Here is a 25,883-nt window from a genome sequence, read left to right on the forward strand (position 1 = left end):
CGACTAGGGTCGTGGGATGAGTCCCGAACCGCTGGTCCTGCCCACCGCCGACTGGTCCGATTGGCTCTCCGGTCAGGTGCTCGACCGGCTGCACACCGCGACCGGGACTTTGCGGCGGTTGCGGGAGTACACCGGTGCCGACGCCATCGAGGTGCTCGAGCTGTGGAACGACGCCGATATCGCCTTGCGCGGCGCGGCCTCGGCGGCCGGGTTGTTCGCCGAGGTGCACACCGATCCCGAGGTGCGCGAACTCGCCGATCAGCTGGTCCAGCGGATCGACCGGGTCCGGATCGATCGCGACCTCGACCGCGGGCTCTACGAGATCGTCGCCGCCACCGCGACGACCGGGCTGGACGCGACGACGCTGCGGATGCGTGAGCATGTACTGCGCGACTTCCGCCGCAGCGGCGTGGATCGCGACGATCGCACCCGGGCCCGGCTGCGCGAGATCTCCGAGCGACTGGTCGTGCTGGACCAGGATTTCGGACGGACCATCCGCGAGGACGTTCGCCAGGTGCGGCTCACCCCCGAGCAGCTCGACGGCCTGCCCGCCGACTTCGTGGCCGCGCACCCGCCCGCCGCGGACGGATCGGTCACCGTCACCACCGACAACCCGGACTTCATGCCGTTTCGGACCTACGCGCACGATGCCGCGGCCCGCCGGGACCTCACCATCGAATTCGACAGTCGCGGCTGGCCCGCCAACGACGCCGTGCTGCACGAGATGCTCGAGCTGCGTGACGAGAAGGCCCGGCTACTCGGCTACGACGGCTGGCCCGACTACGACGCCGAGGTCAAGATGATCGGAACCGGCCGGGCCATCAGCGAATTCATCGAACGGCTCGCGGACGCCTCCGAGGCCGCGGGCAAACGCGACTTCGACACGATCCTGGCGCGCCGCCGGCAGGACGAGCCCGCCGCCACGGCGCTCGACCGCTCCGACAGCGCGTATTACACCGAACTCGTCCGCAGCGAGCAGTACGGCGTGGATGCCCGGGAGGTGCGCCGGTACTTCGACTTCACCCGGGTGCGAGCGGGATTGCTCGAGGTCACCGGGCGACTGTTCGGCCTGGAGTATCGCGCGGTGGACGTGCCGAGCTGGCACCAGGACGTCACCGTTTACGACGTCTACGACGGGGACGAGCGCCGCGGGCGGATCTATCTGGATCTGCATCCGCGCGCGGGCAAGTACAAGCACGCCGCACAATTCGATCTGGTCAGCGGCGTCTCCGGTCGCCTGCTGCCCGAGGGCGTGCTGGTCTGCAACTTCTCCCGCGGGCTGATGGAGCATCGCGACGTCGTCACCCTGTTCCACGAGTTCGGGCATCTGCTGCATCACGTGCTCGGCGGAGACCAGCGCTGGGCGCGGTTCTCCGGCGTCGCCACCGAATGGGATTTCGTCGAGGCCCCGTCGCAGATGCTCGAGGAATGGGCTTGGGACGCAACGATTCTGGGGACCTTCGCGGTCGACGAGAACGGCATGCCGATCCCCGCCGAGCTGGTCGAGCGGATGCGGGCCGCCCGCGGCTTCGGCGGCGGACTCCAGGTCCGAACTCAGCTCGGCTACAGCGCGGTGTCGTATCTGCTGCACCGGGACCGCCCCGCCGACCACACCGCACTGGTGGCCGACACCATTACCCGCTACAGCCTGATGTCGACCCTGCCGGGAACCAACTTCCAATCGTCGTTCGGGCACCTGGCCGGGTACACCTCGGCGTACTACACCTACATGTGGAGTTTGGTCATCGCGAAGGACCTGTTCTCCGCCTTCGATCCGGCCGATCTGCTCGAACCCGCAGTGGCGCAACGCTATCGCGACCATGTGCTGGCTCCCGGCGGCTCCCGGGACGCCGCCGAGCTGGTGGCCGGGTTCCTCGGCCGGCCCTTCGGTTTCGATGCCTTCCAAGCGTGGCTCGACCCGGCCGATCCGCATCAGGCTCCCTGAAACCTCTGTGCCGCAGTCGAACTGCCGAGCTGTGCCGCGACCTCACCGGCGGTGAGCACGGCTCCGCAGCGGCGGGCGGTGTAGTTGAGGGCCATCAGATGCTCCTCACGGCTGAAGTCCGCGGTGGCGTCCAGGACCAGGAACGGGCGCACATCGCTCATGAAAGCCTCTGCGGCACTGAGCATGCAGCCCATATGGGTGTAGACGCCGGTGATCAGCAGCTGGTCCCGGTTGTGGTAGTTGAGCAGTTCCCGGAGGTCGGTGCGCTGGAAGGCGGAGTAGCGCCATTTGGTGACCTGGATGTCCTGAGCCGCCGGGGTCAGTTCGGGAACCACTTCGGTGTCGGGCCCGTGGGCCATGCCGGTGCCCCAGAAGTCGGCGAGGATGCCGCGGCGGGAGGGGTGCTGGTTACCGGGTTGCATGGTGTAGACGACCGGAATCCCCAGGTCGTGGCAGTGTTTTCGGAGCGTGGCGATATTGGCCAGCATGGTGCGGGCCGGTTCCGCGGCGGTGTCGTAGGCGGTCAGGAAGTAGCGCTGCATGTCGTGGATGAGCAGGGCGGCGCGGGCCGGGTCGACTTTCCAGGACACCTGATTGGGGACCACCTCGGCCGCGGTCGGCATGGCGTAGGGGGCGATGGGCGGAATCGGCATGGGGCGGCTCTCTTTTCGCGGCGGCGGGTCAGCCGACGGTGACGGGGCGATGGGTGATGCCCAGCGGGGCGAGGATGCGCTGGAACTTGGCGGTGGTTTCGGCCAGTTCCGCGTGCGGATCGGATTGCGCGACGATACCGCCGCCCGCGTGCGCGAGCAGGGTGCGCCGGTCGGCATCGAGTTCGGCGCAGCGGATGCTGACCATCCATTCGCCGTCGCCGGTGGCATCGCACCAGCCGACCGCGCCGGCGTAGAAACCGCGATCGCCTTCGAGGGCTTCGATCAGGCGGGCGGCCGGGGCGGTGGGGGTGCCGCAGACCGCGGGCGTGGGATGCAGTGCCACCGCCAATTCCAGCGCCGACGGGCCGGCGGCCGGGACGGTCGCGGTGATGGGCGTACCCAGATGCCACATCTCCGGCGTACTGGTCAGCTCCGGGTGCCGGGGGATGCCGACATTGCCGCAGCGGTCGCGCAGCACGCCGCCGACCTGGTCGACGACGTAGCGGTGTTCGGTCAGGTCCTTCGCCGAGGCGAGCAGTGTGCGGGCGGCGACGCGATCCGCGGCGGCATCGTCGGGGATGCGGCGGGCGGAACCGGCCAGCGGGTGACTCAGCACCTCGGTCCCCGAACGATGCACCAGCACTTCGGGACTGGAGCCGATCAGGTGCCTGCCGTCGTACGGTTCGCCCGCGGCCGACAGGTCGACGAGGAAGCCGTTGCCGAGCGGGTCGGTCTCCACCAGCCGATGCAGGATGTCGACGGGATGGACGGGCTCGGCGGCGTGTGCGCGAACACTCCTGGCCAGCACCACTTTCCGGACCGGATGCGCGGGATCGGCGAGCAGCCGGACCGCCGCTCCGACCCGATGCAGATGGGTCTCGGGGGAAGGCACGGCCTCGTCGAATTCGAATCCGACCGGCGCACCGGCCTTTCCGGCTCGGCGCTGCGCGACCGCCGCGGCGATCGGCCCGGGCGTGGCCGTCCGGTCGGCGGTGGTCGGCACCGGAGCCTCGGTGATCGTCACCGCGTGGGGCGCCCACAGCGCGGCGGGAGCATCGACGGCGAACGGCAGCGCGCCGACGATGTGGCTGACCTGACCGGTGCGCAGGGCGGCGCAAGCCTCCGCGGCCGATTGGAAGGTACGGGCGACTCCGGTCGCGATGACCGTTCGGTGCGGGCGGGCCAGTATGAAGCCGGGTTCACCGGAATGGTTTGTGGTAGTTGCGGATTCGCTGGAGATGATGATCATCCTCTCGGTCACATGTCGAGCGTGGCTCCGCCGTCCACCCGCAGATCGTGCATGGTGATGTGGCGGGCGTCGGCGGAGGCCAGGAAACGGACGGCGGCGGCGATATCGGCGGGAGTGGCGATGCGCCGCAACGGAATTCCGAGCCGGTACACCTCGGGGTCGCCGTCCAGCAGGGCGGTGCGGGCGGCCGCGTCGAGCGGCGGGGCGGTCGCGTCGAACATGCCGCGCAACATGGCGGTGTCGGTGGAGCCGGGCGAGACCAGGTTCACCCGGACCCCGAACGGGGCGACTTGCAGTGCGAGCGACCGGGTGAAGGCGGTCGCCGCCGCTTTCGCGGCCCCGTAGGCCGCCATGCCCACCCGGGGCGTGGCGGCGGCATTGGAGGAGACGACCACCATCGCACCGCGTCCCGCCGCGACCATCTCGCGGGCGGCGCGCTGGGTGACGTTCACGACCCCGGTCGCATTGACGGCCAGGCATCGCGCCCAGGACTCGGGATCCACTTCCAGGGGGCTGCCGGGGAACAGCGCACCGGCGGCGTGCACCACCACATCGGCGGGACCGCAGGCCGCGACGAGGTCGTCGAAGGCGTCCGCCACCGCTCGCGCGTCACTGACATCCACCTCGGCGGCCTGCACCGATCCCGTTGTGCGGGTTTTGATTTCGGCGGCTACCTCATGCACCCGGGGATCACGATCCCAGAGCGCCAATACCCGCGCACCCGGCGCGAGTTCGGCGGCGACGGCCGCGCCGATCCCGCCGGCGGCCCCGGTGACCACGATCATTCGTGCATCCGAATCGATCATGGACATAAGGTTAGCCTAACCTGATATGAAAGTGCGCTTGTTTCCGGCGCGACTTCCGACCGACACGGCGACAGGGTTCGCCGGAAAGAGGTGTCCCCCAATGCCATCGACCGTTCTGCCTGGTTACACCCCGTGGCCGCAGGCCGAAGCCGACGATTACCGGACCCGTGGCATCTGGTCCGGGCAGAGCTTCGGAGAGATGCTCGGCGAGCGAGCGGCGGCACAGCCCGAGGCGCTCGCCGTGGTGGACGACACGCACCGCTGGACGTATGCGGAGCTGGACCATCGCTCGCGTTCGCTGGCGACGGGCCTGGCGCGGCTCGGAATCGACAGGCAGGACCGGGTTCTGGTGCAGCTGCCCAATCGTGCCGAGTTCGTGGAGGTGATCTTCGCGCTGTTCCGGCTGGGGGCGCTGCCGGTGTTCTGCCTGCCCGCGCATCGGCGGGCGGAGCTGGTGCCGATCGCTCGGGCGAGCGGAGCGGTGGCGATGATCACCTGCACGACCCATCAGCGGTTCGATCATGCGGCGCTGGCGATTTCGGTGCGTGCCGAGGCGGAGGCGCTCGAGCAGGTACTGGTGGTCGCCGACGATCCGAGTGCGGCGTTGCCCGCCGGGGTGCGCGATATCGCCGAATTCCGGGACGAGCCGGGCGAATTGCCGGTCATCGATGCCGGTGAAGTGGCGTTCTTGCAGCTCTCGGGCGGCAGCACCGGGATTCCCAAACTGATTCCGCGCACCCACGACGACTACCTCTACAGCGTGCGGCGCAGCGCGCAGATCTGCGAACTCGGCACCGACAGCGTGTATCTCGCGGCGCTGCCGGTGGCGCACAACTTCCCGATGAGCTCGCCGGGCATCCTGGGGGTGCTGTGGGCGGGCGGCGCCGTCGCATTGACGCCCGATCCGACTCCGGCGACCGCGTTCCGGGCGGTCGAGCGCTTCGGGGTCACCATCACCGGCCTGGTGCCGCCCTTGGCCCGGCTGTGGGTGGAGCGCGCGGAAGCCGGTGACACGCCGGACCTTTCGAGCCTGCGGATCGTACAGGTGGGTGGCGCACGCTGCCCCGACGAGCTGGCGCGCCGGGTCGGCCCGGCGCTCGGGGTGACCCTGCAACAGGTGTTCGGCATGGCCGAGGGCCTGGTTTGCTACACCCGCCTGGACGATCCGATCGAGGCGGTGGTGAACACGCAGGGCCGTCCGATGTCGGACGAGGATCGGATCAGGGTGGTGGACGATACGGGTCACGACGTCGAACCCGGAAGCGTCGGCAATCTGATCACCAAGGGCCCCTATACGATTCGCGGCTATTACGACAATCCCGAGGCCGATGCCCGCAGCTTCACGCCACAGGGCTGGTACCGCACCGGCGACATGGCGCGGGTGCGGCCGGACGGCAATCTCGTGGTGCAGGGCCGGGCCGGGGACTGGGTGAACCGCGGCGGCGAGAAGGTCTCGGCCGAGGAGCTCGAAGCTCATCTGCTGGAGCATCCGCAGGTCCGCGACGCCGTCGTCATCGGCACACCCGATCCTGTACTGGGGCAACGAATCTGCGCCTTCGTGCAGCCCGTCGACCCCGATGCCGCGCCCACGCTCACCACCATCCGGTCGTTCGTGCGCGGGCGCGGGGTGGCGGCCTGGAAGATGCCGGACGCGGTGGTCATCGTGCCCGTGTTCCCGGAGACCGGGGTGGGCAAGACCAGCCGCCGCGAGCTACGTGAACTGCTCGCGGCGCGGACTCCGGCGAACTGACCGGAAAGGTGGCGCGGCTCGGCCGCGCCACCGGTCACGACAGTGCTTGCAGCCAGGATCGCAGCACCGGATCACCGGCGAGCGTGGGGAAGTCGATGTGTTCGTGGCCGGCCGCCCGCCACTTCTCGACCAGGGACATGATGCGGACCGAATCCAGTCCGGCGTCCAGGAGATCGGTGTCGAGGGTCAGTCCGGCCGGGTCGATGCTTAGCGCCGTGGCCACATCGTCGATGGCCCACTGTCCCGCTGTGATCGCTTGATCGTTCATCGTTGCCTCACTCGTCTCTGTCGTAATCGGCGATGCCGCGCTTCCAATAGCCGGCGATCAGGTAGTCCTTCGGCCCGATGCCGAGGTCGGTGCGCACGAAGCGGCGCAGCGGGCGCAGCACACCTGCTTCACCGGCGATCCAGGCGTAAACCCGCTCCCCCGCAGCCACTTCCACGGTTCTCACGGCTCGCTCCAACGCGTCGCCGGTACCCGGTTCCATGGCACCGCGATGCACCCAGCACACCTCGACACCGGCCGGGGCGTCCAATGGGATTTCCTCGTCCGGCCCGGTCACTTCGATGAACGCCCAACCGGCGGCCCCACGCGGCAACCATTCCAGCCAGCGCGCGATGGCGGGCAGCGCGGTGATGTCTCCGGCGAACAGGTACCGGTCGTAGGTGCGTGGAACCACCACTCCCCCGGGCGGACCCGCGATATGCACGGGGGTGCCCGGGGTCGCGGTCAACGCCCACTCGGAGGCCAGCCCGCCGGGGTGGATCGCGAAATCGATATCCAGCTCGGCATCCTCGGCGCTGTGGCGGCGCACGGTGTACTCGCGCGAGACCGGGCGCGGGTTGCCCCATTCCAGCGACAACCCGTCACGCCTGGGCAAGCGCAGCACACCGTCCTCATCCGGGAACACCAGGCGCACATGCTCATCCGGCACATAGCTGTGGAAACCAGCGAGGTCCGGACCACCGAAGGTGATGCGCAGCAGGCCCGCGCCCACCTGTTCGGTGCGCAGTACCCGCACCTCGCACAATCCGATCGGATACCCGACCTTGGCTCCGTGCGGGCCCGACAGCACCTCGCTGATACGGGTGGCATAGGCGGCACGATCCATCAGGGCTTCTCCTCTCCCAGCAGTGGCGCGGCGGCCAGGGCGGTGGCCGCGCCGAGAATCAGTACGAACAGCCCGTAGACCACGAGAGCGGTTGCGGGCGTGCAGAATTGGCCTGCGATGCCGGCCAGCATGGAGCCCACCGCCGTGCCGGTGACGGCCTGCACCATGAGCAGGCCGGAGACGCGGCCGCGCAGTTCCTCGGGGGCTTCGCGTTGCAAGACGGCGTAGCGCAGCACCATGTTCACCGCGCGGGCGGTGCCGAAACCGGCCAGGCCGAGGAAGACCAGCGCGGCGTGCGGGGCGAGCCCGGCGACGATGACGCCGATCGGCATGCAGGCCGAAGAGATCAGCAGGGCACGGCCGGGGCGAGCGCTGCGGCCGATCCAGCCGCTGGTCAGCGAGCCGAGCACGGCACCGGCTCCGGGTGCGGCGTAGAGCAGGCCGAGGGTGGTCGTCCCGGCGCCGAGCTCGTCGGCCAGCGCGGGCAGCAGGACCAGCGGCCCGCTCACCAGCATGGCGATCAGTCCGGTGAGCAATGCCGCGCGAATCGTCCGGTGCTGGAACGCGAATCGAATTCCGGTCGCCAGCTCGCGCAGCGGATGCTGGATTTCGCGCTCCGGTGGTGGTTGTGGGCCGATCGCCCGGATCAGGCTCACCGTGCCCACGGTCGCGGCGGCGGTCAGGAAGAACGCCGGGGCCACACCGGTTTTCGCGATGAGCAGCCCGGCCAATGCGGGTGTGATCATGGTGCCGAGATCGGCGGTCAGGGCCGTCAAAGCCCCTGCGGCGGCGACCTTCTCGCGACCGACCAGCCTGGGCACCAGGGCCATGAGCGCGGACCCGCTGATACCGCCCGCGAGGCCGTCCACCACGCCCGCCGCATAGATCACCGGCAGCATCGGGTCCGGCAGCAGCGCGTTCGACCCCAGCGCCAGAAAACCCAAACCCGCTGCGCTGCGCGACCATTGGATGACATCGCGGCGGTCGTACCGGTCCGCGATCACCCCGCCCGCCAGGCTGCCGGCGAACAGGGCGATCGCGGTGACCGTGGTGACGCCGGCGACGTGCAGCGAGGATCCGGTCAGCTGGTAGACCTGCACGGGCAGGGCCACCATGAGCAACCCGATCCCCAGCACCGATACCAGCCGGGCCGCGAAGGCGCAGCGGAACTCCCGGCTGGCCCGCAGCGGCGAGACATCGATGAGCAGGCCGCCGGCGGCCGTCACCGGAAGCGCTCCGCCAGCAGGTCGAGGGTGCTCATGACATTGCGGTAGTCGGGGCGCTGGCTGGTGGCGGGCAGGTCGTAGACCTTGCCGGACTGGAAGGACGGCAGCTTGGCGAGCATCGGATCTTCCTTCAGCTGGGCGATGGAGCGGCCGCCGTCGAGCTGAATCACGAACAGGGCGGGCGCATCCACGACCGTGGTGACCAGTTCCGGGCTGAACGACACCCAGTCGGCGGCCGCGGCGCGCGCCGGATTACCGGCCTTGGCCTCCACCTTGTCGTCGATGGTGAACCCGGTCGCGGTGAGCAGCGAGGCCAGCGGGGTGCCCGGCGCGATCACCGAGGGCTTGTTGTCCTTGCGCGACTGGAACACCGAGATCGCGCCCGAGGGCGGCTTGATGCTGCCCTTGACCTTCGCGACCTTGGCGTCATACGCACTGATCAGCGCATTCACCTTGGCGGACTGGTTGACGGCGTCGGCCACCGACTTCAACTGGTCCTGCCAGTTGATGGAATTGGACGGCACCAGCACGGTCGGCGCGATAGCGGTCAGCTTGTCGTAGGCGTCGATGGACTGCTGCCCCGGATAGCCCTGCCCGCCACCGATGATCAGATCCGGTCGCTGCGCGGCGATGAACTCCAGATTGATGTTGTCCCCGGAGGCCAGCACCGCGGTGCCCTGCTCCTTGGCGTCGGCGGCCCAGGCGGCGGGGAACTCACCCGGCTTCAAGGTCACGCCCAGCACCCGCGGGTCGGCGGCCTTCACCTTCGCACCCAGATCGAAGAGGTATCCGGCGAGCGCGCCGTTGACCACGACAATGCGCTGTGGATCGGCGGGCACGGTGATAGCGCCGCGATCGGTCCGCACCTCGCGGGTGCCGGACTCGCTCGCTTCATCGGAGCTGGAACTGCTACAGCCCGCGACCGCCGCGACCAGCGCGAGGATCAACAGGGCGACGGCGGCGCGCAGGCGGGCCGTCGATCGGTACAGCGACATGAATGTGGTGTTCTTTCTTTCTTGTTGGGGAATCGGTCTAAAGCCCGAGCGCCGGATCGGCATCGAGCAGCGCGGCGAGTTCGGTCCAGCCGCGCTCGGACACGATGTCGAAATGCGTATACGGCAGCCGGCGCACGACGAGCCGCGCGTGGTCGGCGACCCACCCGCTCAGCTGGGCTTCGGTGCGCTCCCGGCCGGAGCCGTCATTGCTGATGAGCGCGGTATCGGCGGCGTAGAGCGCCATGCGGCCGGAGTAGCGGGGCGGGGCCGAGTTGGTGACCATGCGCAGCAGGTCGGTCGCGGCGGAGCGCAGCAGACCGGCGAGTTCCGTTGTGTCGCCGTCGATTTCGGGCAGCAGGCGATCGAGTGCGGCGGGGTCTGCGAGTGCCTTCGTGGCCTGGTCGGTGAGGTTCGCGAGCGGATGGGAATCAATGAGCCCGATAAAGGCGATGGTCTCGCCATCCGATTCCAGCGCGGCCGCGAGTTCGTGGACGATATTGCCGCCCAGGGAATAGCCGAGCAGATGATAGGGGCCGCGCGGCTGAATACCGCGGACGGTGGCGAGGTAATGCCGTGCCAGCTCGCCGAGGTCCGCCGCGTGGAAGTCCCTGTCGCCCAATGACGGCAACTGCAATCCGATGACCGGCCGGTCGGCGCGCAACAGCCGCGCGAGCGGGCCGAACTGCCATGCGGTTCCGCCGATGGGATGGACGCAGAACAGCGGTGCGCCCGCACCCTCCGCGCGCAGGGGCAGGACATGATCCAGGCGGCGGCCGAAGAGCCCGGACGTGGCAGTCGCTCCGGCGATCCTGGTGGCCAAGGCGTGCGGCGTGCGGGCCTCGAAGACGTCATCGAGCACGACTTCCATACCGGCACGGCGCAATCGGCCGACCAGCCGCACGGCGGTGAGGGAATGGCCGCCGGCAGTGAAGAAATCCTCGTCGGTGGCCACGGCGGGAACCGACAGCACCGCCGCCATGGCCGCAGCGATCGCCGCCGACACCTCAGCCACGGCGGCGACCGCCTCCGGCCTCACCCGATCCGAACGCCGGGCGCGTGCCACCTGCACCGCGGTGTACGCGTCGTTACGCCCCACCACGGCTTCGGTTCCGAGCCGGCCGGTCCGCTCCGCCGACTTCGCATCCGGGCCGGCAAGGTCCGGCGCGGGCAGCGCTTTGCGGTCCACCTTCTCGCTGCCGGTGCGGGGGATGTGATCGAGGATCACGAAGGCGCTGGGAACCATGTAGGCGGGCAATAGCTTCCGCACTTCGGAACGCACCGCGGCGGTATCCGTCGCCAGGCCGGACGGTGTGATCAGGTAGGCCACCAAGCGCTGGTCACCGGGGGTGTCCTCGCGAAGCAGCACTACCGCCTGGGCTACGCCGGGACAGTTCAGCAGAGCGGATTCGATGTCGCCCAGTTCGATTCGCTGGCCGCGCAGCTTCACCTGGCTGTCGGCGCGGCCGACGTACTCCAGTTCGCCACGGGCGGTCCATTTCACCAGGTCGCCGGTGCGGTACATGCGTGTGCCGGTGCCATTGGGATCGGGGATGAACGATGCCGCGGTGGCGCCGGGCGCGGACAGGTAGCCCCGCGCGAGTTGGGCACCGGTCAAATACAGTTCGCCGATCACGCCGGACGGGACCGGGTGCAGCTTTTCGTCCAGTACGTGCACGCCGGAACCGGGCGCGGGGCGGCCGATGGGGACGACGCGGGTATCGGTGTCGTCGGTCTCGTGGCGGGTGATGCAGACGGCGGCTTCGGTGGGGCCGTACAGGTTGTGCACCCGCGCACCGGTCAGGGCGCGTACCCGTTGCGCGGTGCCCGGGGGCAGCGCTTCACCACCTGTGATGACGCAGCGCAGGTCCGTGCAGGCGGCCAGGTCGGCTTCCTCGGCGAGGACGGTGAGCATAGAGGTGGTCATCTGGATGGCTGTCACGCGTTCGTCGCGTATGAGCCGGGCTTGGTAGTAGGGGTCGCGGTGGCCGTCGGGGCGGGTGAGGACGATGCGGGCGCCGACGTGCAGGGGCAGGAACAGTTCGAGGAGGGAGGCGTCGAAGGTGGGCGGGGTGCGGTAGAGGACGGTGTCGCCGGGGCCGAATCGTTGTTCGTGCTGGAGCCATTCGAAGGTGTTGACGATCGCCTCATGCGGGACGGTCACGCCTTTGGGGATGCCGGTGGAGCCGGAGGTGAACAGGAGATACGCGGAGTTCCCGGGGTGCAGCGGGGCGATGCGGTCGGCATCGGTGACGGGAGCGTCGTCGAAATCGGCCGCGGCCCACTCTTCGAGTGATTCGAGAACGAGTGCGGGACGGGCGGTTTCGAGGATCTTCTCGATGCGTCGCGCGGGCTGTTCGGGGTCGATCGGCAGGTACACGCCGCCGGAGCGGATCACGGCGTGGGCGGCGATGACCGCGTCCAGGGTGCGCGGCATAGCCACCGCGACCACCGATTCGGGTCCGATACCGCGCGCGATCAGCCGGCGGGCCAGGCGGTTCGCGCGGGAATCGAACTCTCGGTAGCTGATTGTCGTGTCTTCGGCGGTGACAGCGGGCGCATCGGGGTCGACGGCTACGGTAGACCCCCACTCGGCCAGCGTTCGGCCACACCTTTCACGGTGTGCTGCCTCGATATTCGTGGCGTCCAGCCAGGTACCGGCCGAAGCGGCCGGTTCGGTGACCAAGCCGGTGAGCACCGCGCCCAGGCGCTCCGCCAGGCGTGCGGCCGCCGCGACCGGTACCGCCGCGGGGTCGTGGTGCAGCATGAGCTCGAACCGTGCCCCCGGCCGCGCGGTCACCGTGACCGGGAAGTGGGTGAGGCTGTGCACCGTCACGTCGGCGACCCGCAATTCATGGCTGTCCGGTTGGCGCAGTGCGGATTTCGGGAAGTTCTCGAAGACGACCAGGGAGTCGAACAGGCTGCCCAACCCCAGAGCGCGTTCGATGGTCGCCAGGCCGAGGTGGGCGCGGCCCTGCAATTCGAAGGTCTCGCGCTGGAATTCCACCAGCTGATCCAGCAGCGGGCGCTCGCGATCCAAGCGCAGCCGGACGGGAATCGTATTGCTGAACAGGCCCACCATGTTCTCGACCTCCGGCAGGTCCGCCGGACGGCCGGAGACGACCGCGCCGAACACCACATCGGTGCGGTCGAGATGCGCGGCGAGCGCCAGCGCCCAGGCGCCCTGGACGAGGATGTTCATGGTCAGGCCGTGACGGCGGCCGGCGGCTTCCAGATCTTCGGACATCCTGTCCGGCAATGGAATCCGCTGTCCGACCGCTGTGGACCGACCGCCGAGGGTGCCGACCAGCGACCCGGCGGACAACCCGTCCAGATGTTCGCGCCAGCGCGCGAGGGTGGCGTCGGCGTCCCGGGCGGCCAGCCAGACGAGGTAGTCGCCGTAGTACGCGGGCTTGCTCAGCGTTGCACCGTGATACAGCGCCAGCAGTTCACGCATCACGATGGGAATCGACCAGCCGTCCGCAAGCAGATGGTGGGCGGTGAGCACGAATCGCTGAGATTCTTCCGAGAGCCGGATGAGCAAGCCGCGCAACAGTGGCGGCTCGGCGATATCGAAGGGTTCGGCCGCTGCCCGTTCGGCCAGCTCGCGCGCCTCGGTCGCACGCCCCGCCGCCGTCCGATCTCGCAGATCGACAACGCGCCAAGCGGTTCGGGGCCGCTGCGGCAGCACCTGCACCGGATCGTCCAGCTCCGCATAGCTGAAGGCCGCACCGAGATTGGGGTACCGCGCCAGCACCTGCGCGAAGGCCGCGCCCAGCCGTTCCGCGTCGACCGGGCCGTGCAGCTCGAATTGCGCTGTCAGCGTGTAGATGTCGTCCGCGCCGTCCCGCAACGCATGGAACAGCAGCCCTTCTTGAAGCGGAGACAAGGGCAGCACATCGGCGATCGCGCCGTACCGTTCGCTCAGCGCCGCCGACTCGGGAGCAGTCAGTGCCACCCTCGCCCGCTCCGGCGTCGCCGCACCCCGAGCAGTGAGCTCGGCTGCCACACCCGCAGACCGCTCGGCGGCAGCGGCCAGCGCGGCGAATCCGGCCCGGCTCAACAGCTGTAACGGCGTCAGCACGAATCCCTGCTCACGCAGGCGGCTGCTGACGGTGATCGCGGTGATGCTGTCGCCGCCGGCACCGAAGAAGTCATCGTCCACGCTGACCGCCTCGTGCCCGAGCACTGCCCCGACCACGGTGCAGAGCGCCTGCTCGGCCGGCGTCTCCGGAGCCCGGCCGCCCCCGTCCGCCGGCGGATCCGGCAATGCGGCACGGTCCAGCTTGCCGTTGACGGTGTGCGGCAACGCCTCCAGCACGACGATGCGCGCGGGCACCATATGGTCGGGAACCCGCTCCGCCAGCGCACTGCGCAAATCAACGGAGAAGCTTGCGGCGGCGGCATTCTCGTGCGTCACCACATACCCGATCAAGGTCGGTCGGCCGGCGATCTGCCGAATATCGGCCGCCGCGCCCCGAACTCGCGGCAGCCCGCCGAGTGCGGCCTCCACCTCGCCCAGTTCGACGCGATGCCCGCGAATCTTGACCTGCGCATCGACTCGCCCGGCGTACTCGTAACCACGACCGGGCACCCAGCGCGCCCGATCCCCGGTCCGGTACATCCGCGCGCCGGGCGGTCCGAACGGATCTGCCACGAACCGCTCGGCGGTCCCCCCGGGCCGCCCGAGATATCCACGCGCGAGCTGCGGCCCGGCCAGATACAACTCGCCGATCCGATGATCGGCCACCGCCTGTAAACCACTGTCCAGCAGATAAACTCGCGTACCGGGCAACGGATACCCGATCCGTGGACCCGCTCCGTCCACCACCGCCCCGACCGCGTCCACCGTCGATTCGGTGGGCCCGTACAGATTGACCGCCGCGATCCCGGCGTCCTGAATCCGCCGCCACAACTCCGGCGAACAGGCATCGCCACCGAGCGCCAGCAACCGCAACCCGACCCGATCGAGCCCATGGTCCAGCAGCGCGGCCGCGAGGACCGGGGTGCCGTCGGCGACATCGATCCCATCCCGCTCGAACGCCGTCACCAGCCGTGCCGGATCGCGCCGGATATCACTGTCGTACACCTGAACCCGATGCCCGTCGAGCAGCCAGAACAGCGGATCAAGCGCAGCGTCGAAGGCGAACGATGTGGTGTGCGCGACCCGCAATCGCCCGTCCGACCCGGCGGCCGCCCGCGCGTACATTCCGGATCGGTTCCCGGCTACCAGCTGCGCCAATGCTCCGTGGTCCACCAGCACACCTTTGGGCCGCCCGGTCGAGCCGGATGTGTAGATCAGGTAGGCGCCCTGCCGGGGCCGCACCGGCGTCGCCATGGCCACCGGGTTCGCCGGTCCCGCAACGCTGCCCGGCCGCGCGGTCGAAACGCCGGACTCCGCGTTCGCGGGAACCTGTGCGAGTCCGGCGACACCCGACTGAGCCGCTGCGTCCTCCACCTTTCCCGGCGGTGCGGTGACGGCGTCGGCCGCCGGCCAGGATTCGGCCGAAAACCCCTCCGGTGTAGCTGGATAGGCGGTGGGGTCTACCACAACAGCCGATGCGCCAAATATGGCCGAAAGTTCACCGGCGGCCAAGACAATGGCGGGTGCGGCGTCATCGACCATCGCGGACAGCCGGGCCACGGGATGCTCGGAGTCCAGCGGCAGCGCCACTCCCCCCGCCTGCCATACCGCGAACAACGCCATCACGAACTCGGCCCCGCGCGGCAGGGCGATACCGACGATCACCTCCGGCCCGACGCCACGGCTCCGCAGATACCGCGCCAGCCGGTGCACCCGCTGCCCGGCCGTTCGAGCCGACCACTCCCCCTCGGCATCCGCCAGCACGATCGCATCCGGGTGCACCTTTGTCAGCCGATCGAACAGTTCCGGAACCGGCACGACATCCGTTGCGGCCGAGTGCGGTTGGGGCGGGCTCGGCGGGTCGGTGGGCCAGGGGCCCGAGCGTTCGGCGCGGGCGGCCAGCAGTTCCGCGCGGGCGTGCGGGTCGATCAGGTGCAGGGCTCCCACCGGAGGTTTGTGAGATCCCGTGAAGGCGTTGATGACTCGGGCGAGGCCGTTGATGCGGGCTCGGACCGCGGCCGCAGTGTTATTGCGGGCGTCGGATTCGAAGCCGAGCAGGAGGGTGCCGTCGGGGAGCGGGGTGACGGTCAGACCGAGGTCTTCGGGTGGACCGCCGGCCACATTGCGGAGCACGCCGCGGGACCCGTCGAAGTCGAGGGCGAAGTCGAAGACCTTGAGGTTGATGCCGATACCGTGCAGCAGTTCGCCGGCGCCGTGGCCGTGGAAGTCGCGGGCCAGGTCGTCGCCGCTGTAGCGCTGGTGGGTGCGGATTTCACGAAGGGTGTCGGCTACCCGGGGAGCCAGGTCGGCCAGGCGGTCGCCGGGGCGGACGGTCAGGCGCAGCGGGAGCACGTTCACGGCCATGGCCGGGGTGGTGAGGGCAGCGCGGCCGACTCGGCCCATGAGGAGCATGGAGATGACGAGATCGGAGGTGCCGAGATGGCGACTGAGGAAGGCCGCGTAGCAGGAGAGCAGGATGTCGGCCCAGGACACATTGTGCCGGTCGGCGGATTCCCTTAGCGCGGTGAGGGTTTCGGTCGACAGGATCGATTCGGCGCGCAAGGTGCGCTCGACCGGCCCGCCGACGTGACGGCCACGACCGTCCAGATCCGGCCAGGGCGTGAGGGTTTCACGCCAGTACGCGCGATCCCGTTCGAAGTCGGGGCCGGTGCGGTATGCCTGTTCCTCCGCGATCAAAGCGGCGATGGTGCCGAAAGTGCGCTTGGGCGGGTTGTTTCCGCGGCGCAGTGCGGTGTAATGCGCCGCGACGCGGCGGGAGAGCAGAGCGGCGCTGTAACCGTCGACGATGAGGTGGTGATAGAGCTGCACGCACCACACCTCGGAGTCGGTGACGCGGATGAGCGTGTAGCTGTACAGCTGCCGGTCCACCATGCCGCGGCAGTGTTCGGCGGCGCGGTGGCGCTCCACGGCGACGGCCTCGTGGGCCAGTGACACCGGGTCGGCGGCGGCCCGCAGGTCGATCTCAGGGCCCAGTCGCGCCGCTACATCGGCGACGAATTGCCTTGGCCCCGCATCGGTTTCGCGGAACCGCAGCCGCATGTTCTCGGCCTCGGCGACGGTGCGCCGGATCGCCTCGGCGAGCAGTTCGGTGTCGACGGGCTGCGCGCCGGAGATCTCGAGCACCTCGCCGACCAGGTAGCGCCCGGATTCCGGATCGAACCGCTGAGCGTTCCAGATGCCCAGCTGCGGACCGGTCAGCGGTAGCGCGGGACCCCCGGTCCACGAGTCGGCTCGATCCTCCGGCGACACGGCAACTCCCTTCACCCTCAACGACATTCGGATCGCACGGGGCCGAGCGGTGGCTCAGCGGCGGCGCAATCCATCCAGAAAAGCAAGGTTAGCCTAACTTTACCTAGCGTGGGGAAGCTACGTTTTCGTCCTGGGCTCGCGACGGCTGCACCGCCAGCGGAATGACCAGCGGCGCACCCGTTTCCGGATCCTCGATCACCCGGCTGCCCAGCGCGAACACCTCCTCGACCAGCTCCGCGGTCACGATCTCGCGCGGCCGTCCGGCCGCCACCACCCGGCCGTCCTTCATCGCCACCAGGTGATCGGCGTAGCGGAAGGCGTGGTTCAGGTCGTGCAGGACCGCCACCACGGTGCGCCCGGAATCGCGCTGGAGGGACCGGCACAGCTCCAGCAGCTGGATCTGATGGGCGATATCCAGGTAGGTGGTGGGCTCGTCGAGCAGGATGATCGGCGTCTCCTGCGCCAGCACCATGGCGATCCAAACCCGTTGCCGCTGACCGCCGGAGAGCTCGTCGACCGGTCGCGCGGACAGCTCTGTGACACCGGTGGCGGCCAGCGCGGCGGCCACCGCATCGGCATCGGCCCGCGACCATTGCCGCAACAGCGTTTGGTGTGGGAAGCGCCCGCGCGCGACCAGATCCGCGACCCGGATGCCGTCCGGGGCGGTGGAGGTCTGCGGCAGCAAACCGATCGTGCGCGCCACCTCCTTCGCCGGATAGGACCCGATCTGCTTGCCGTCCAACAGCACCGCGCCCGACTCCGGGGCCAGCAGTCTGGCCAGGGCCCGCAGCAGCGTGGATTTACCGCACGCGTTCGGGCCGATGATCACCGTGAATTCACCGTCGGGGATATCGACCGACAGTTCCTCGCTGATGGTCCGGCCGCGATATCCCAGTCGCAGCCGCTCCGCACGCAGCCGGGACCCCGAGCCCGCGCTCGATTCGCCCCCGCCGCCGCGCATTTCGCCGTCCAGCATCTCGTCCATGCTCGCTTTCCTCACTTCCGCCGGGCCTCGGCCACCAGCAGATACGCCAGATAGAGCCCGCCGATCGAAACCGTCACCACGCCGACCGGCAGGCTGGTCGGCGCGAACGCGCGCTGGGCGAGCCAATCGCAGGCGATGAGCAGCAGTGCGCCCATGGCGGCCGCCGGGGCCAGCGCGGTGCCGGGGGTGCGGGCCAGGCGGCGGCCCAATTGCGGTGCGGCCAAGGCGACGAACGCGATCGGCCCGGCGACGGCCGTCGCCACCGCGGTGAAGGCCACACTCAGCACGATCAGCGCCAGCCGGGTCCGCCCGACCCGGATTCCGAACGCCCGCGCCAGATCGTCGCCGAGTTCGAGCATTTGCAGCCGCGGGGCGAGGGGGATCGCCGCCAGGGTCAATCCGGCCAGCACCACCGCGGCGGGCACGACCTGCGCCCAGGTCAGCCCGTTGAGCGAGCCCGCACCCCAGGCCGCGGCGGACATGGCGGCATCCAGATCGGCGCGCAGGATCAGCCAGGTATTGACCGAAGCGAGCATGGCTCCGATGCCGATACCCACGATGATCAGCCGATATCCGGACACGTTGTGGCGCAGGGCGAGCAGGTGCATGGCCACCGCCGTGCCCAATCCGCCGAGCACCGCCCCGACCGCCGTCTCGTACCGGCCGCCGCCGAGCACCAGGATGGCCAGCAGCGCGCCGGTGTACGCGCCGGAGTTGACTCCGACCAGATCGGGGCTGCCCAGCGGATTGCGCGTCACCGATTGCAGGATCGCGCCACTCACCCCGAGCGCCGCACCCAGCAGCAGTGCCAGCAGAATGCGCGGCGCCCGCCAGTCCCACACCACGAGCCGATCGAACCTGTTGTCGCCCGCGAACAGCGCCCGCAGCACCCGGCCGGGCGGGATGGCGTAGTCGCCGCTGCCGAGCGCGATCACCGCCACGGCCAGCGCGGCGGCCAGCAGCAGGGCGCACACCACCACGCTCCGAAGCCCCACGCGCGCTTCGATTCCGGCCCAGCGCGAGCGCGCCACCAGCATCGCGCGCCCGAAATCGATACCGGCCGAGTCGGAGCGCACGGACACCGAGGCGGCCGGCCGGCGGCCGGAATCGCGCGTCATGCCACACCCGCCGGGGCGCGGCGGGCCAGGGCGATCAGGACGGGTGCGCCGAGGAAGGCGGTGATCAGACCCGCCGGGATCTCGTCCGGGGTGATCACCACCCGGCCGATGACGTCCGCGAGCAGCAGCAGAATCGGGGCCAGCAGCAGCGAATACGCGAGTATCCAGCGTTGATCGGGGCCGACGACCCAGCGGGCCAGGTGCGGAACGGCCAAGCCCACGAAGGTGATCGGGCCGATCGCGGCGGTGGCGGTGCCGCAGAGCAGGACCAGCGCGAGCGCGGTGAGGACCCGGGTACGGCCGACACGAACGCCCAATGCCCGCGCCAGGTCTTCACCCAGGGCGACGGCATTGAGGGAGCGGGCGGCGAGGATCGCGAGCACCAGGCCGACGGCGATGAACGGGGCCGCACCGGCGATGACACCGTAGCCCCGGCCGGTCAGCGCGCCGGAGTCCCAATTGCGCATCTCGTCGAAAGCCTTGGGGTGCAGCAGGATCAGCCCTTTGGTGAGGCCGGTCAGGACGGCGGTGAGCGCGACACCGGCCAGGGTCAGCCGCACCGGGTCGGCCCCCTGCCGTCCGGCGGTGCCCAGCCGGTAGACCGCGAGCGAGACCACGGCCGCGCCCGCGAACCCGAACCACACGTACGATTCGATGCCGCTCGCCCCCAGGAACGCGACCGCGATGGTGATGGCGAAGGCCGCACCGGCATTGACCCCGAGCAATCCGGGATCGGCCAGGGGGTTGCGGGTCAGGCCCTGCATGAGACAGCCCGCCACGCCGAGCGCCGTGCCCGCCAGCAGTCCGAGCAGGGTGCGCGGCACCCGGTATTCGGTGACGACGAGGTGATCGGGGGTGTCTTCGCCGCCGCACAGCGCCGCCCACACCTCGTGGATGGGAATCGATTTCGCGCCGATCACGAGGCTGAGCAGACAGGCCGCGACCAGCACGGCAGCGGCCAGCAAACAGCCTGGCCAATGTCGCCGGGAAAGCATTCGCGTTCGCTCCAATGGGTTTGTCGAGGGCGATAGGCAAGAACGAAGGTCTTGATAGGTAAGGCTTGCCTACCCTACTGTGTCGCATGTCCGGTTCACAGCTGCCGCTCAGGAAGTCGGCGACAGCGCCGCAAACCCCGCGACGCGACCGGACGGTAGCCGAAAACATCAGCCCGGCAACGTATTTGCCATGCGCAAGCCACGGGCTGGGTGACGCATGCCTCGATGAGGGAACAGAAAGAGGTTCAACCCCCGTGAAATTCACCAAGCTCGTCATGCTGACCACCGCCGTCAGCACCGCTCTGACGCTCGCCACCGGCACCGGTCACGCTGCCCCGCAAGCGGATTCGCCGGAGGCGGCCGCGATCAACTACACCGCCACCCGCAACGACACGAACATGGTCATCAACACCGACGCGGGTTCCCTGGCGGTCGAGGACGGCGTCTTCAAAATCAAGGCCGCCGACGGGACCACCGTCGCGGGCACCGAATTGAACTTCCGCGTCGACGATTTCGTCTTCCCCATCACCGCCGAGCTCTCCGGCCGCACCGCCACCCTCACCCCCCGCCTCGACGTCGCCCACGCCACCTACCAGCCCGTGGCGCTCCCCTTCGAGGACAAGGCCCCCTGGAAGAACGAGTACGACCGCGAAGTCGCCGCCTGGAGCCGCCTCGGCACCACCATCAGCCTCGGCGCCAGCATCGCCACCCTGGTCGGCGGCATCGGCGGCGGCCTGATCGGCTGCGCCGCGGGCGCGGTCCTGGGCGCGGTCGCCACCGGCGTCCTGGCCACCCTCTTCGGCCTCGGCCCGCTGGGCGGTTGCATCGCCGGCGCGGCAGCGGTCGGCTTCATCGGCACCCTCGCGGGTCAGATCTTCATCACCGCACCCATCGCCATCGCCGCCGCCATCCAGTACTTCACCACCATCAACCAGCCGTTCAACGCCCCGGCCAAGTGATCCGGCCTGTGGAATCGAAGAACATGTGATCGCATGCCCGGCGGCGGGTCACAGTCACGCCCGTCGCCGGGCCCGCGTCACCGCCAGCACGGCGCCTGCGGCCAGCGCTCCGGTGACCGCCATGACGATCACCTGCGGTTGGCTCAGCGTGTCGTCCCCGGCGACCAGGTACCAGCCGACATTGATCAACCAGTGGCCGACCGTGGCTACCAGGATGCGCTGGCGGACACTGCCGTTGCCCAGGTACCCCAGCACCACGGCGAAGGACAGGGCCGCCACCACGAACGAGAGGGCCGGCACCGCGCCCGCCGCGAACACCTGCACATGCCAGCACGCCCACACCGCGCCGGTCACCAGGACCGCGGCCAACCGGCGCATCCGGGTTTCGAGCATCGGTTGCATCAGACCGCGCCAGCCGATCTCCTCGCCGCATGCGCCGACGAGTTGAAGGGCCAGGAAGACTGCGAACGGCGTGCTCCCGATCGCGGCGGGTCCGACCAGGTGATGCCCCGACCAGGCCATGGCCGCCGAGGCCAGCGCCCAGATCGCCACGCAGACAGTGATCACCGCGACGAGGTCGACAAGCACTCGACGCCAAGGTATTTCGGGCGGGAGTAGTCCAGAGATGTTCTTGCGGAAGGCCATCCAGGTCAATGCCGCCGCGATCGCCGGGCCGAACTGCACCAGCGACAACACCGCGGCGTCCAGACCCGTAAGCGACTGCACCACAAGCAACCCCGCCGAAGCCGACAGGGTGACCACGATGTAGACGCCCACCGCGACCCAGAGCCGTCCCGGGCTGCGCTGCCGAGAACCCGACTCCAGCACAACGTTCACCCACGAATTCTGACACGCGGCGGCCCCCGCGAGCCGACTATCCGGCGGACACCGCGGCCTTCTCGGCTTCGGCCGCCAGCACGCCATTGCGCTGCCGGTTCGGCATGCCGGTGCCGGGCATGGCGAAGTTCTTCACCACCTTGGTGACCGCTTCGATGGCCTGATCCGGCGCGAGATCGAACGCCGCCGCGGTAATGCCCCGATAGAAGATCATGTGTAAGTTCTCGTCGGCGGCGATGCGCGCCAGCATGCGGTCCGCGATCGGGTCGTCGCAGACCCTGCCGGTGGTGCGGTGACTGACCCGGCAGTCCGTATGCCGGGCGACTCGATGGCCGAAATGTGGATGAAAGGTGCAAGCGGGTCAGGGGCGGCCGACTCCGGGGATCTGGACCGGGAGGGTGAGGATTTCGCCGGTGCGGGGGCCGGTGGTGAGGCGGGTGAGGTTCTCCGGGACGGGGTCGGAGAGGCGCCATTCGGCTGTGCAGATGAAGAGGGTGCGGCGGTCGGGGCCGCCTAGCATGAGGGCGAAAGGGGCTCGGTTCTCCGGGAGTTCGACTCGTTGGAGGATTTCGCCGCCTTCGGCTACGCGCACTATCGAGTGGCCGCCGGTGGAGACCCAGACCGCGCCTTCGGCGTCCAGGCAGATGCCGTCCGGGCCTAGGTTTTCGGCGAAGGTGCGACGGTTGGACAGGTCGCCGTCGGCGTTGATGTCGAAGGCGGTGAGTTTGCCGGCGAAGGATTCGCAGATGATCAGGGTGCGGTTGTCGGGGGTGATGATCATGCCGTTGGGGAATTCGATCTCGTCGGCGACTTGGCGGAGGCGGCCGTCGGGGGTGACGAGTTTGATGTAGCCGGGCTCAGGTGGGGCTCCGGCGGCGAAGGCGAAGTCCGCGCCGTTGAGGTAGATGTTGCCGCAGGCGTCGACCACGATTTCGTTCGCGTGCTGATCGGCGTGGAGAACCAGTGTGCCGTCGGGTTCCTGACGGCGCAGCTGGTCGCCGGTCACCAGTAGGCGGCCGTCGGGCAGCCAATCGATGGAGTAGCCCATCGGGTGGCTGTCGGGGTCGCGAGTGGCCATCACTTCGGCCTTGCCGTCCATGTCGACGGCTACGACCTGGCGGTCGATCCAGTTGCAGAACCACAGGCGACCTTCGTGCCAGCGCGGGGATTCCGGGATTCCCAGGCCGTCCAGCAAGACTCGTGGTTCGGGCATGGCTGGTCGCTTTCGAAGTCGCCGAATTTCACGGTAGCTGTGAATGTATCCCACTCGGCGGGGGGTAGGAGCCGGTGCAGTCGGCGGATGTGGTGATCGTGAGCCCGGAGAATGCTTATGCCCGTTGGTCTACCGGCTATTCGGGGGTTTGATTCGACGCCTCTTCCGCCTCGCGGACCGGGCGCAGGCGGACCCAGGTGAAGAAGACGAGGCCGGCTATGAGCATGCCGATGCCGGCCCAGAGGTTGATGTCTATGCCGCCGGTTTTCATGTGCTGGACGGTCGAGTCGTAGCTTAGGGCGACGATGATGAGGATGAGGCCGTAGCAGGCGAGAAGTCCGCCGACAATGGTGCGGATATCGAACAGCATTGGGCGCCTTTCCTATCCGACGAGGATATTGAGCAGGATGACCAGGAACAGGGCGATGCCGGCCAGCGGGGCGGGGCGCTGGTACCAGGGGAGGGTGGCGGCATCGGGGTCCGTGCGCAGGTCGGTGGGGGTTTCGGAGTAGACCAGGCCGACCAGTTCGAATTCCGGTTTGGGGCGGGAGTTCGAGGTGACGACGATGCTCACCAGGATGTCGACCGCGAAGGCGACACCCGCGGCTACGAAACTCGTTCCCTGGCCGGACAATTCGAAGAAGCCGGTTTTGCTGAGGATGAAAATAATGATGGCGGCGGCGGTTCCGGATACCAGGCCGGTCCAGCCGGCGGCGGGGGTCATGCGCTTCCAGAACATGCCCAGGATGAAGGTGGCGAACAAGGGCGCGTTGAAGAAGCTGAACAGGGTTTGCAGGTAATCCATGATGTTGGCGAAATTGCCTGCGACGAACGCGGTTCCGACCGCGATGAGGGTTGCGGCCACGGTGGCGAGGCGGCCGATACGGAGATAGTAGGAGTCCTCGCGATCGCGGACCACATAGCGCTGCCACAGGTCGTAGCTGAAGACGGTGTTGAAGGCCGACACATTCGCGGCCATGCCGGCCATGAACGCGGCCAGCAGTCCGGCCAGGGCCACACCGAGCAGACCGTTGGGGAGGGTTTCCTTCATCAGGTAGAGCAGGGCCTGGTTGTAGGTGACGTCACCGCTGAAGTCGGGGTCGGCGGTGACGGCGGCCTTGAAGTCGGCCATCTGCGGCACCAGCACCGCGCTGATCATGCCGGGGATCACGACTATGAAGGGGATGAACATCTTCGGGTACGCACCGATGATGGGAGTGCGCTGGGCGGCGGAGATGGAGTGCGTGGCCAGGGCACGCTGCACCTCGACGTAATTGGTGGTCCAGTAGCCGAACGACAGCACGAAGCCGAGACCGAACACGATGCCGATCACCGAACCGATATTGCTGGTGAACCCGGTGAGTTCATTGCCGGGCCAGGCGTGCAATTGCTCGACGCCGCCGGGTCCTTCGATCACCTTGCCGCGCAGCCCCTCCCAGCCGCCGACCCGATGCAGCCCGACCAGGGTGAGCGGCAGCAGCGCGGCGACGATCACGAAGAATTGCAGGACCTCGTTGTAGATGGCCGCCGACAATCCGCCGAGGGTGATGTAGGACAGCACGATCGCCGCCGCCACCAGCACCGACACCCACAGCGGCCAGCCCAGCAGCGCGTTCAGGATGGAACCCAGCAGATAGAGGTTCACCCCGGCGATCAGCACCTGCGCCACCGCGAAGCTGATCGCATTCACCAGGTGCGCCCCGGGACCGAAACGCCGCAGCATGAACTCGGGCACGCTGCGCACCTTGGAGCCGTAATAGAACGGCATCATCACGATGCCCAGAAACAGCATGGCCGGCACCGCGCCGATCCAGAAGTAGTGCATGGTCGGCATGCCGTACTGCGCGCCGTTGGCCGACATGCCCATGATCTCGACCGCGCCCAGATTGGCGGAGATGAAGGCCAGCCCGGTCACCCAGGCGGGCAGCGAACGACCGGAGAGGAAGAAATCCAGACTGGTCGAGATGCGCCGCCGGGCCATCAATCCGATGCCGAGTACCACCGTGAAATACAGTGCGACCAGGGCATAGTCGACGGGGTCGGCGTCCAGTCGCAGCTGCCCGGCGGCCAAAACGGCGGCCGGCGGGCTGGCGTCGAACGGCATACGGCTTCTCCTGTCGAAACGATCACGAGATGACGCGGGCGCGACTGTGCCGCGCAATAGTAGCGGGGCGTTCGCGGCGCTCCGGGAGGTTCACGACGGCGGCGGGCGTGTCCGCCGCGATTACCAGGTCCAGTGCGGGACTTCGCGCAATGGGTGCAGGTCGGCGTCGGTTTCGGCATGTGAATTCTGCTGGGCGACCCGCGCGCCGAACTCGACGTGCTCGCGGACGGCGGCTCGGAATTTCTCGTCGGCGGGTAGCCCGGCCGCATCCAGGGATTCCAGGTAGACCTCGACGAAGCGGAGCCGCTGGGCGTCGGTGATCCGCAGGCCGCGATGGGCGTCGATGATGTAGGCGAAGCCCAGCTCGCGGGTGAAACGGGCGGGGCCACCGAAGGATTCGGCGGTGAACCAGGTCAGATGGTCGACGTGGGTGGGCTGCCGGACCGGGAACACCTCGCGCAGCACCGGGTCGGCGAGTGCCTTGTCGTAGAAGATCTCCTCCAGCCGGTGCAAGGCTTCGTCACCGCCGGCGAACTCGTACAGACTTTCCATGGCTCGCGCTCATTCCTGGTGTGCGAGTGGATC

At 68.9% G+C, this 25,883-nt stretch carries 19 protein-coding genes and 1 pseudogene; 3 read left to right on the forward strand and 17 right to left on the reverse strand.

Going from position 1 to position 25,883, the window contains the following annotated elements:
* Positions 1-16 precede the first annotated feature (16 nt).
* The gene (locus tag NI1_RS22325) at positions 17-1,945 is read left to right on the forward strand and encodes a M3 family metallopeptidase (RefSeq protein ID WP_067824288.1); all 1,929 of its coding nucleotides are present in this window, start codon (positions 17-19) and stop codon (positions 1,943-1,945) included.
* Here the strand turns inward: NI1_RS22325 and NI1_RS22330 are convergent.
* Genes NI1_RS22330 through NI1_RS22340 form a run of 3 tightly spaced genes read right to left on the reverse strand, consistent with a single transcriptional unit; the run spans position 1,933 to position 4,659 of the window.
* Positions 1,933-2,598, reverse strand: a complete 666-nt coding sequence (locus tag NI1_RS22330) for an isochorismatase family protein (protein ID WP_067824290.1) — start codon at positions 2,596-2,598, stop codon at positions 1,933-1,935. The two genes, NI1_RS22325 and NI1_RS22330, sit on opposite strands and share 13 nt — an antisense overlap.
* 28 nt (positions 2,599-2,626) lie before the next feature.
* A complete protein-coding gene (locus tag NI1_RS22335) occupies positions 2,627-3,859 on the reverse strand; it encodes an isochorismate synthase (protein ID WP_245663358.1) in 1,233 nt (410 codons plus the stop codon).
* Entirely contained in the window at positions 3,856-4,659 is an 804-nt protein-coding gene (locus NI1_RS22340; RefSeq protein ID WP_067824296.1) for an SDR family oxidoreductase, read from the reverse strand. The genes NI1_RS22335 and NI1_RS22340 overlap by 4 nt, the downstream gene beginning before the upstream one ends.
* 94 nt (positions 4,660-4,753) lie before the next feature.
* On the opposite strand from NI1_RS22340, the gene NI1_RS22345 reads away from it, so the two are divergent.
* Positions 4,754-6,403 carry a (2,3-dihydroxybenzoyl)adenylate synthase gene (locus NI1_RS22345; RefSeq protein ID WP_067824298.1) on the forward strand — a complete coding sequence of 550 codons (1,650 nt, stop codon included), beginning with the start codon at positions 4,754-4,756 and terminating at the stop codon, positions 6,401-6,403.
* Between the two features lie 34 nt (positions 6,404-6,437).
* Here the strand turns inward: NI1_RS22345 and NI1_RS39920 are convergent, their stop codons facing one another.
* The 8 genes from NI1_RS39920 to NI1_RS22385 all read right to left on the reverse strand — a co-directional run bounded on the left by NI1_RS39920 (position 6,438) and on the right by NI1_RS22385 (position 20,185).
* On the reverse strand, positions 6,438-6,671 hold the full coding sequence (locus NI1_RS39920; protein WP_067824300.1) for a phosphopantetheine-binding protein: 234 nt from the start codon (positions 6,669-6,671) through the stop codon (positions 6,438-6,440).
* A gap of 7 nt (positions 6,672-6,678) precedes the next feature.
* Positions 6,679-7,515 carry a siderophore-interacting protein gene (locus NI1_RS22355; RefSeq protein WP_067824303.1) on the reverse strand — a complete coding sequence of 279 codons (837 nt, stop codon included), beginning with the start codon at positions 7,513-7,515 and terminating at the stop codon, positions 6,679-6,681.
* On the reverse strand, positions 7,515-8,741 hold the full coding sequence (gene entS, locus NI1_RS22360; RefSeq protein ID WP_067824306.1) for an enterobactin transporter EntS: 1,227 nt from the start codon (positions 8,739-8,741) through the stop codon (positions 7,515-7,517). The genes NI1_RS22355 and entS overlap by 1 nt, the downstream gene beginning before the upstream one ends.
* Positions 8,738-9,736, reverse strand: coding sequence for an ABC transporter substrate-binding protein (locus tag NI1_RS22365; protein ID WP_067824309.1), 999 nt, complete (start codon positions 9,734-9,736; stop codon positions 8,738-8,740). The genes entS and NI1_RS22365 overlap by 4 nt, the downstream gene beginning before the upstream one ends.
* 37 nt (positions 9,737-9,773) lie before the next feature.
* Entirely contained in the window at positions 9,774-17,087 is a 7,314-nt protein-coding gene (locus NI1_RS22370; protein ID WP_067824311.1) for a non-ribosomal peptide synthetase, read from the reverse strand.
* 103 nt (positions 17,088-17,190) lie between these two features.
* The gene (locus NI1_RS22375; protein WP_067824413.1) at positions 17,191-18,063 is read right to left on the reverse strand and encodes an ABC transporter ATP-binding protein; all 873 of its coding nucleotides are present in this window, start codon (positions 18,061-18,063) and stop codon (positions 17,191-17,193) included.
* Between the two features lie 20 nt (positions 18,064-18,083).
* Positions 18,084-19,109, reverse strand: coding sequence for a FecCD family ABC transporter permease (locus NI1_RS22380; RefSeq protein ID WP_067824411.1), 1,026 nt, complete (start codon positions 19,107-19,109; stop codon positions 18,084-18,086).
* A 77-nt stretch (positions 19,110-19,186) separates the two neighbouring features.
* Complete coding sequence (locus tag NI1_RS22385; protein ID WP_067824314.1) at positions 19,187-20,185, reverse strand: FecCD family ABC transporter permease; 999 nt, start codon at positions 20,183-20,185, stop codon at positions 19,187-19,189.
* A 254-nt stretch (positions 20,186-20,439) separates the two neighbouring features.
* Between NI1_RS22385 and NI1_RS22390 the strand changes: the two genes are divergently transcribed.
* Positions 20,440-21,144, forward strand: coding sequence for a DUF8020 domain-containing protein (locus tag NI1_RS22390; protein WP_067824316.1), 705 nt, complete (start codon positions 20,440-20,442; stop codon positions 21,142-21,144).
* Between the two features lie 54 nt (positions 21,145-21,198).
* Here the strand turns inward: NI1_RS22390 and NI1_RS22395 are convergent, their stop codons facing one another.
* From NI1_RS22395 to NI1_RS22420, 6 genes and pseudogenes are all read right to left on the reverse strand, one after another.
* The gene (locus tag NI1_RS22395; protein ID WP_067824318.1) at positions 21,199-21,981 is read right to left on the reverse strand and encodes a CPBP family intramembrane glutamic endopeptidase; all 783 of its coding nucleotides are present in this window, start codon (positions 21,979-21,981) and stop codon (positions 21,199-21,201) included.
* A 67-nt stretch (positions 21,982-22,048) separates the two neighbouring features.
* Positions 22,049-22,285: pseudogene (locus NI1_RS22400) on the reverse strand (acyl-ACP desaturase); the annotation flags it as partial.
* Between the two features lie 57 nt (positions 22,286-22,342).
* Positions 22,343-23,194, reverse strand: coding sequence for an SMP-30/gluconolactonase/LRE family protein (locus NI1_RS22405; RefSeq protein WP_067824320.1), 852 nt, complete (start codon positions 23,192-23,194; stop codon positions 22,343-22,345).
* 136 nt (positions 23,195-23,330) lie between these two features.
* Entirely contained in the window at positions 23,331-23,564 is a 234-nt protein-coding gene (locus NI1_RS22410) for a hypothetical protein (protein WP_067824322.1), read from the reverse strand.
* Between the two features lie 12 nt (positions 23,565-23,576).
* Positions 23,577-25,298: a sodium:solute symporter family protein gene (locus NI1_RS22415; protein ID WP_067824324.1), complete on the reverse strand. Its 1,722-nt coding sequence runs from the start codon at positions 25,296-25,298 to the stop codon at positions 23,577-23,579.
* 120 nt (positions 25,299-25,418) lie between these two features.
* On the reverse strand, positions 25,419-25,850 hold the full coding sequence (locus NI1_RS22420) for a group II truncated hemoglobin (protein WP_067824326.1): 432 nt from the start codon (positions 25,848-25,850) through the stop codon (positions 25,419-25,421).
* Positions 25,851-25,883 lie beyond the last annotated feature (33 nt).

The organism is Nocardia inohanensis NBRC 100128, from assembly GCF_001612945.1.
GTDB lineage: Bacteria > Actinomycetota > Actinomycetes > Mycobacteriales > Mycobacteriaceae > Nocardia > Nocardia inohanensis.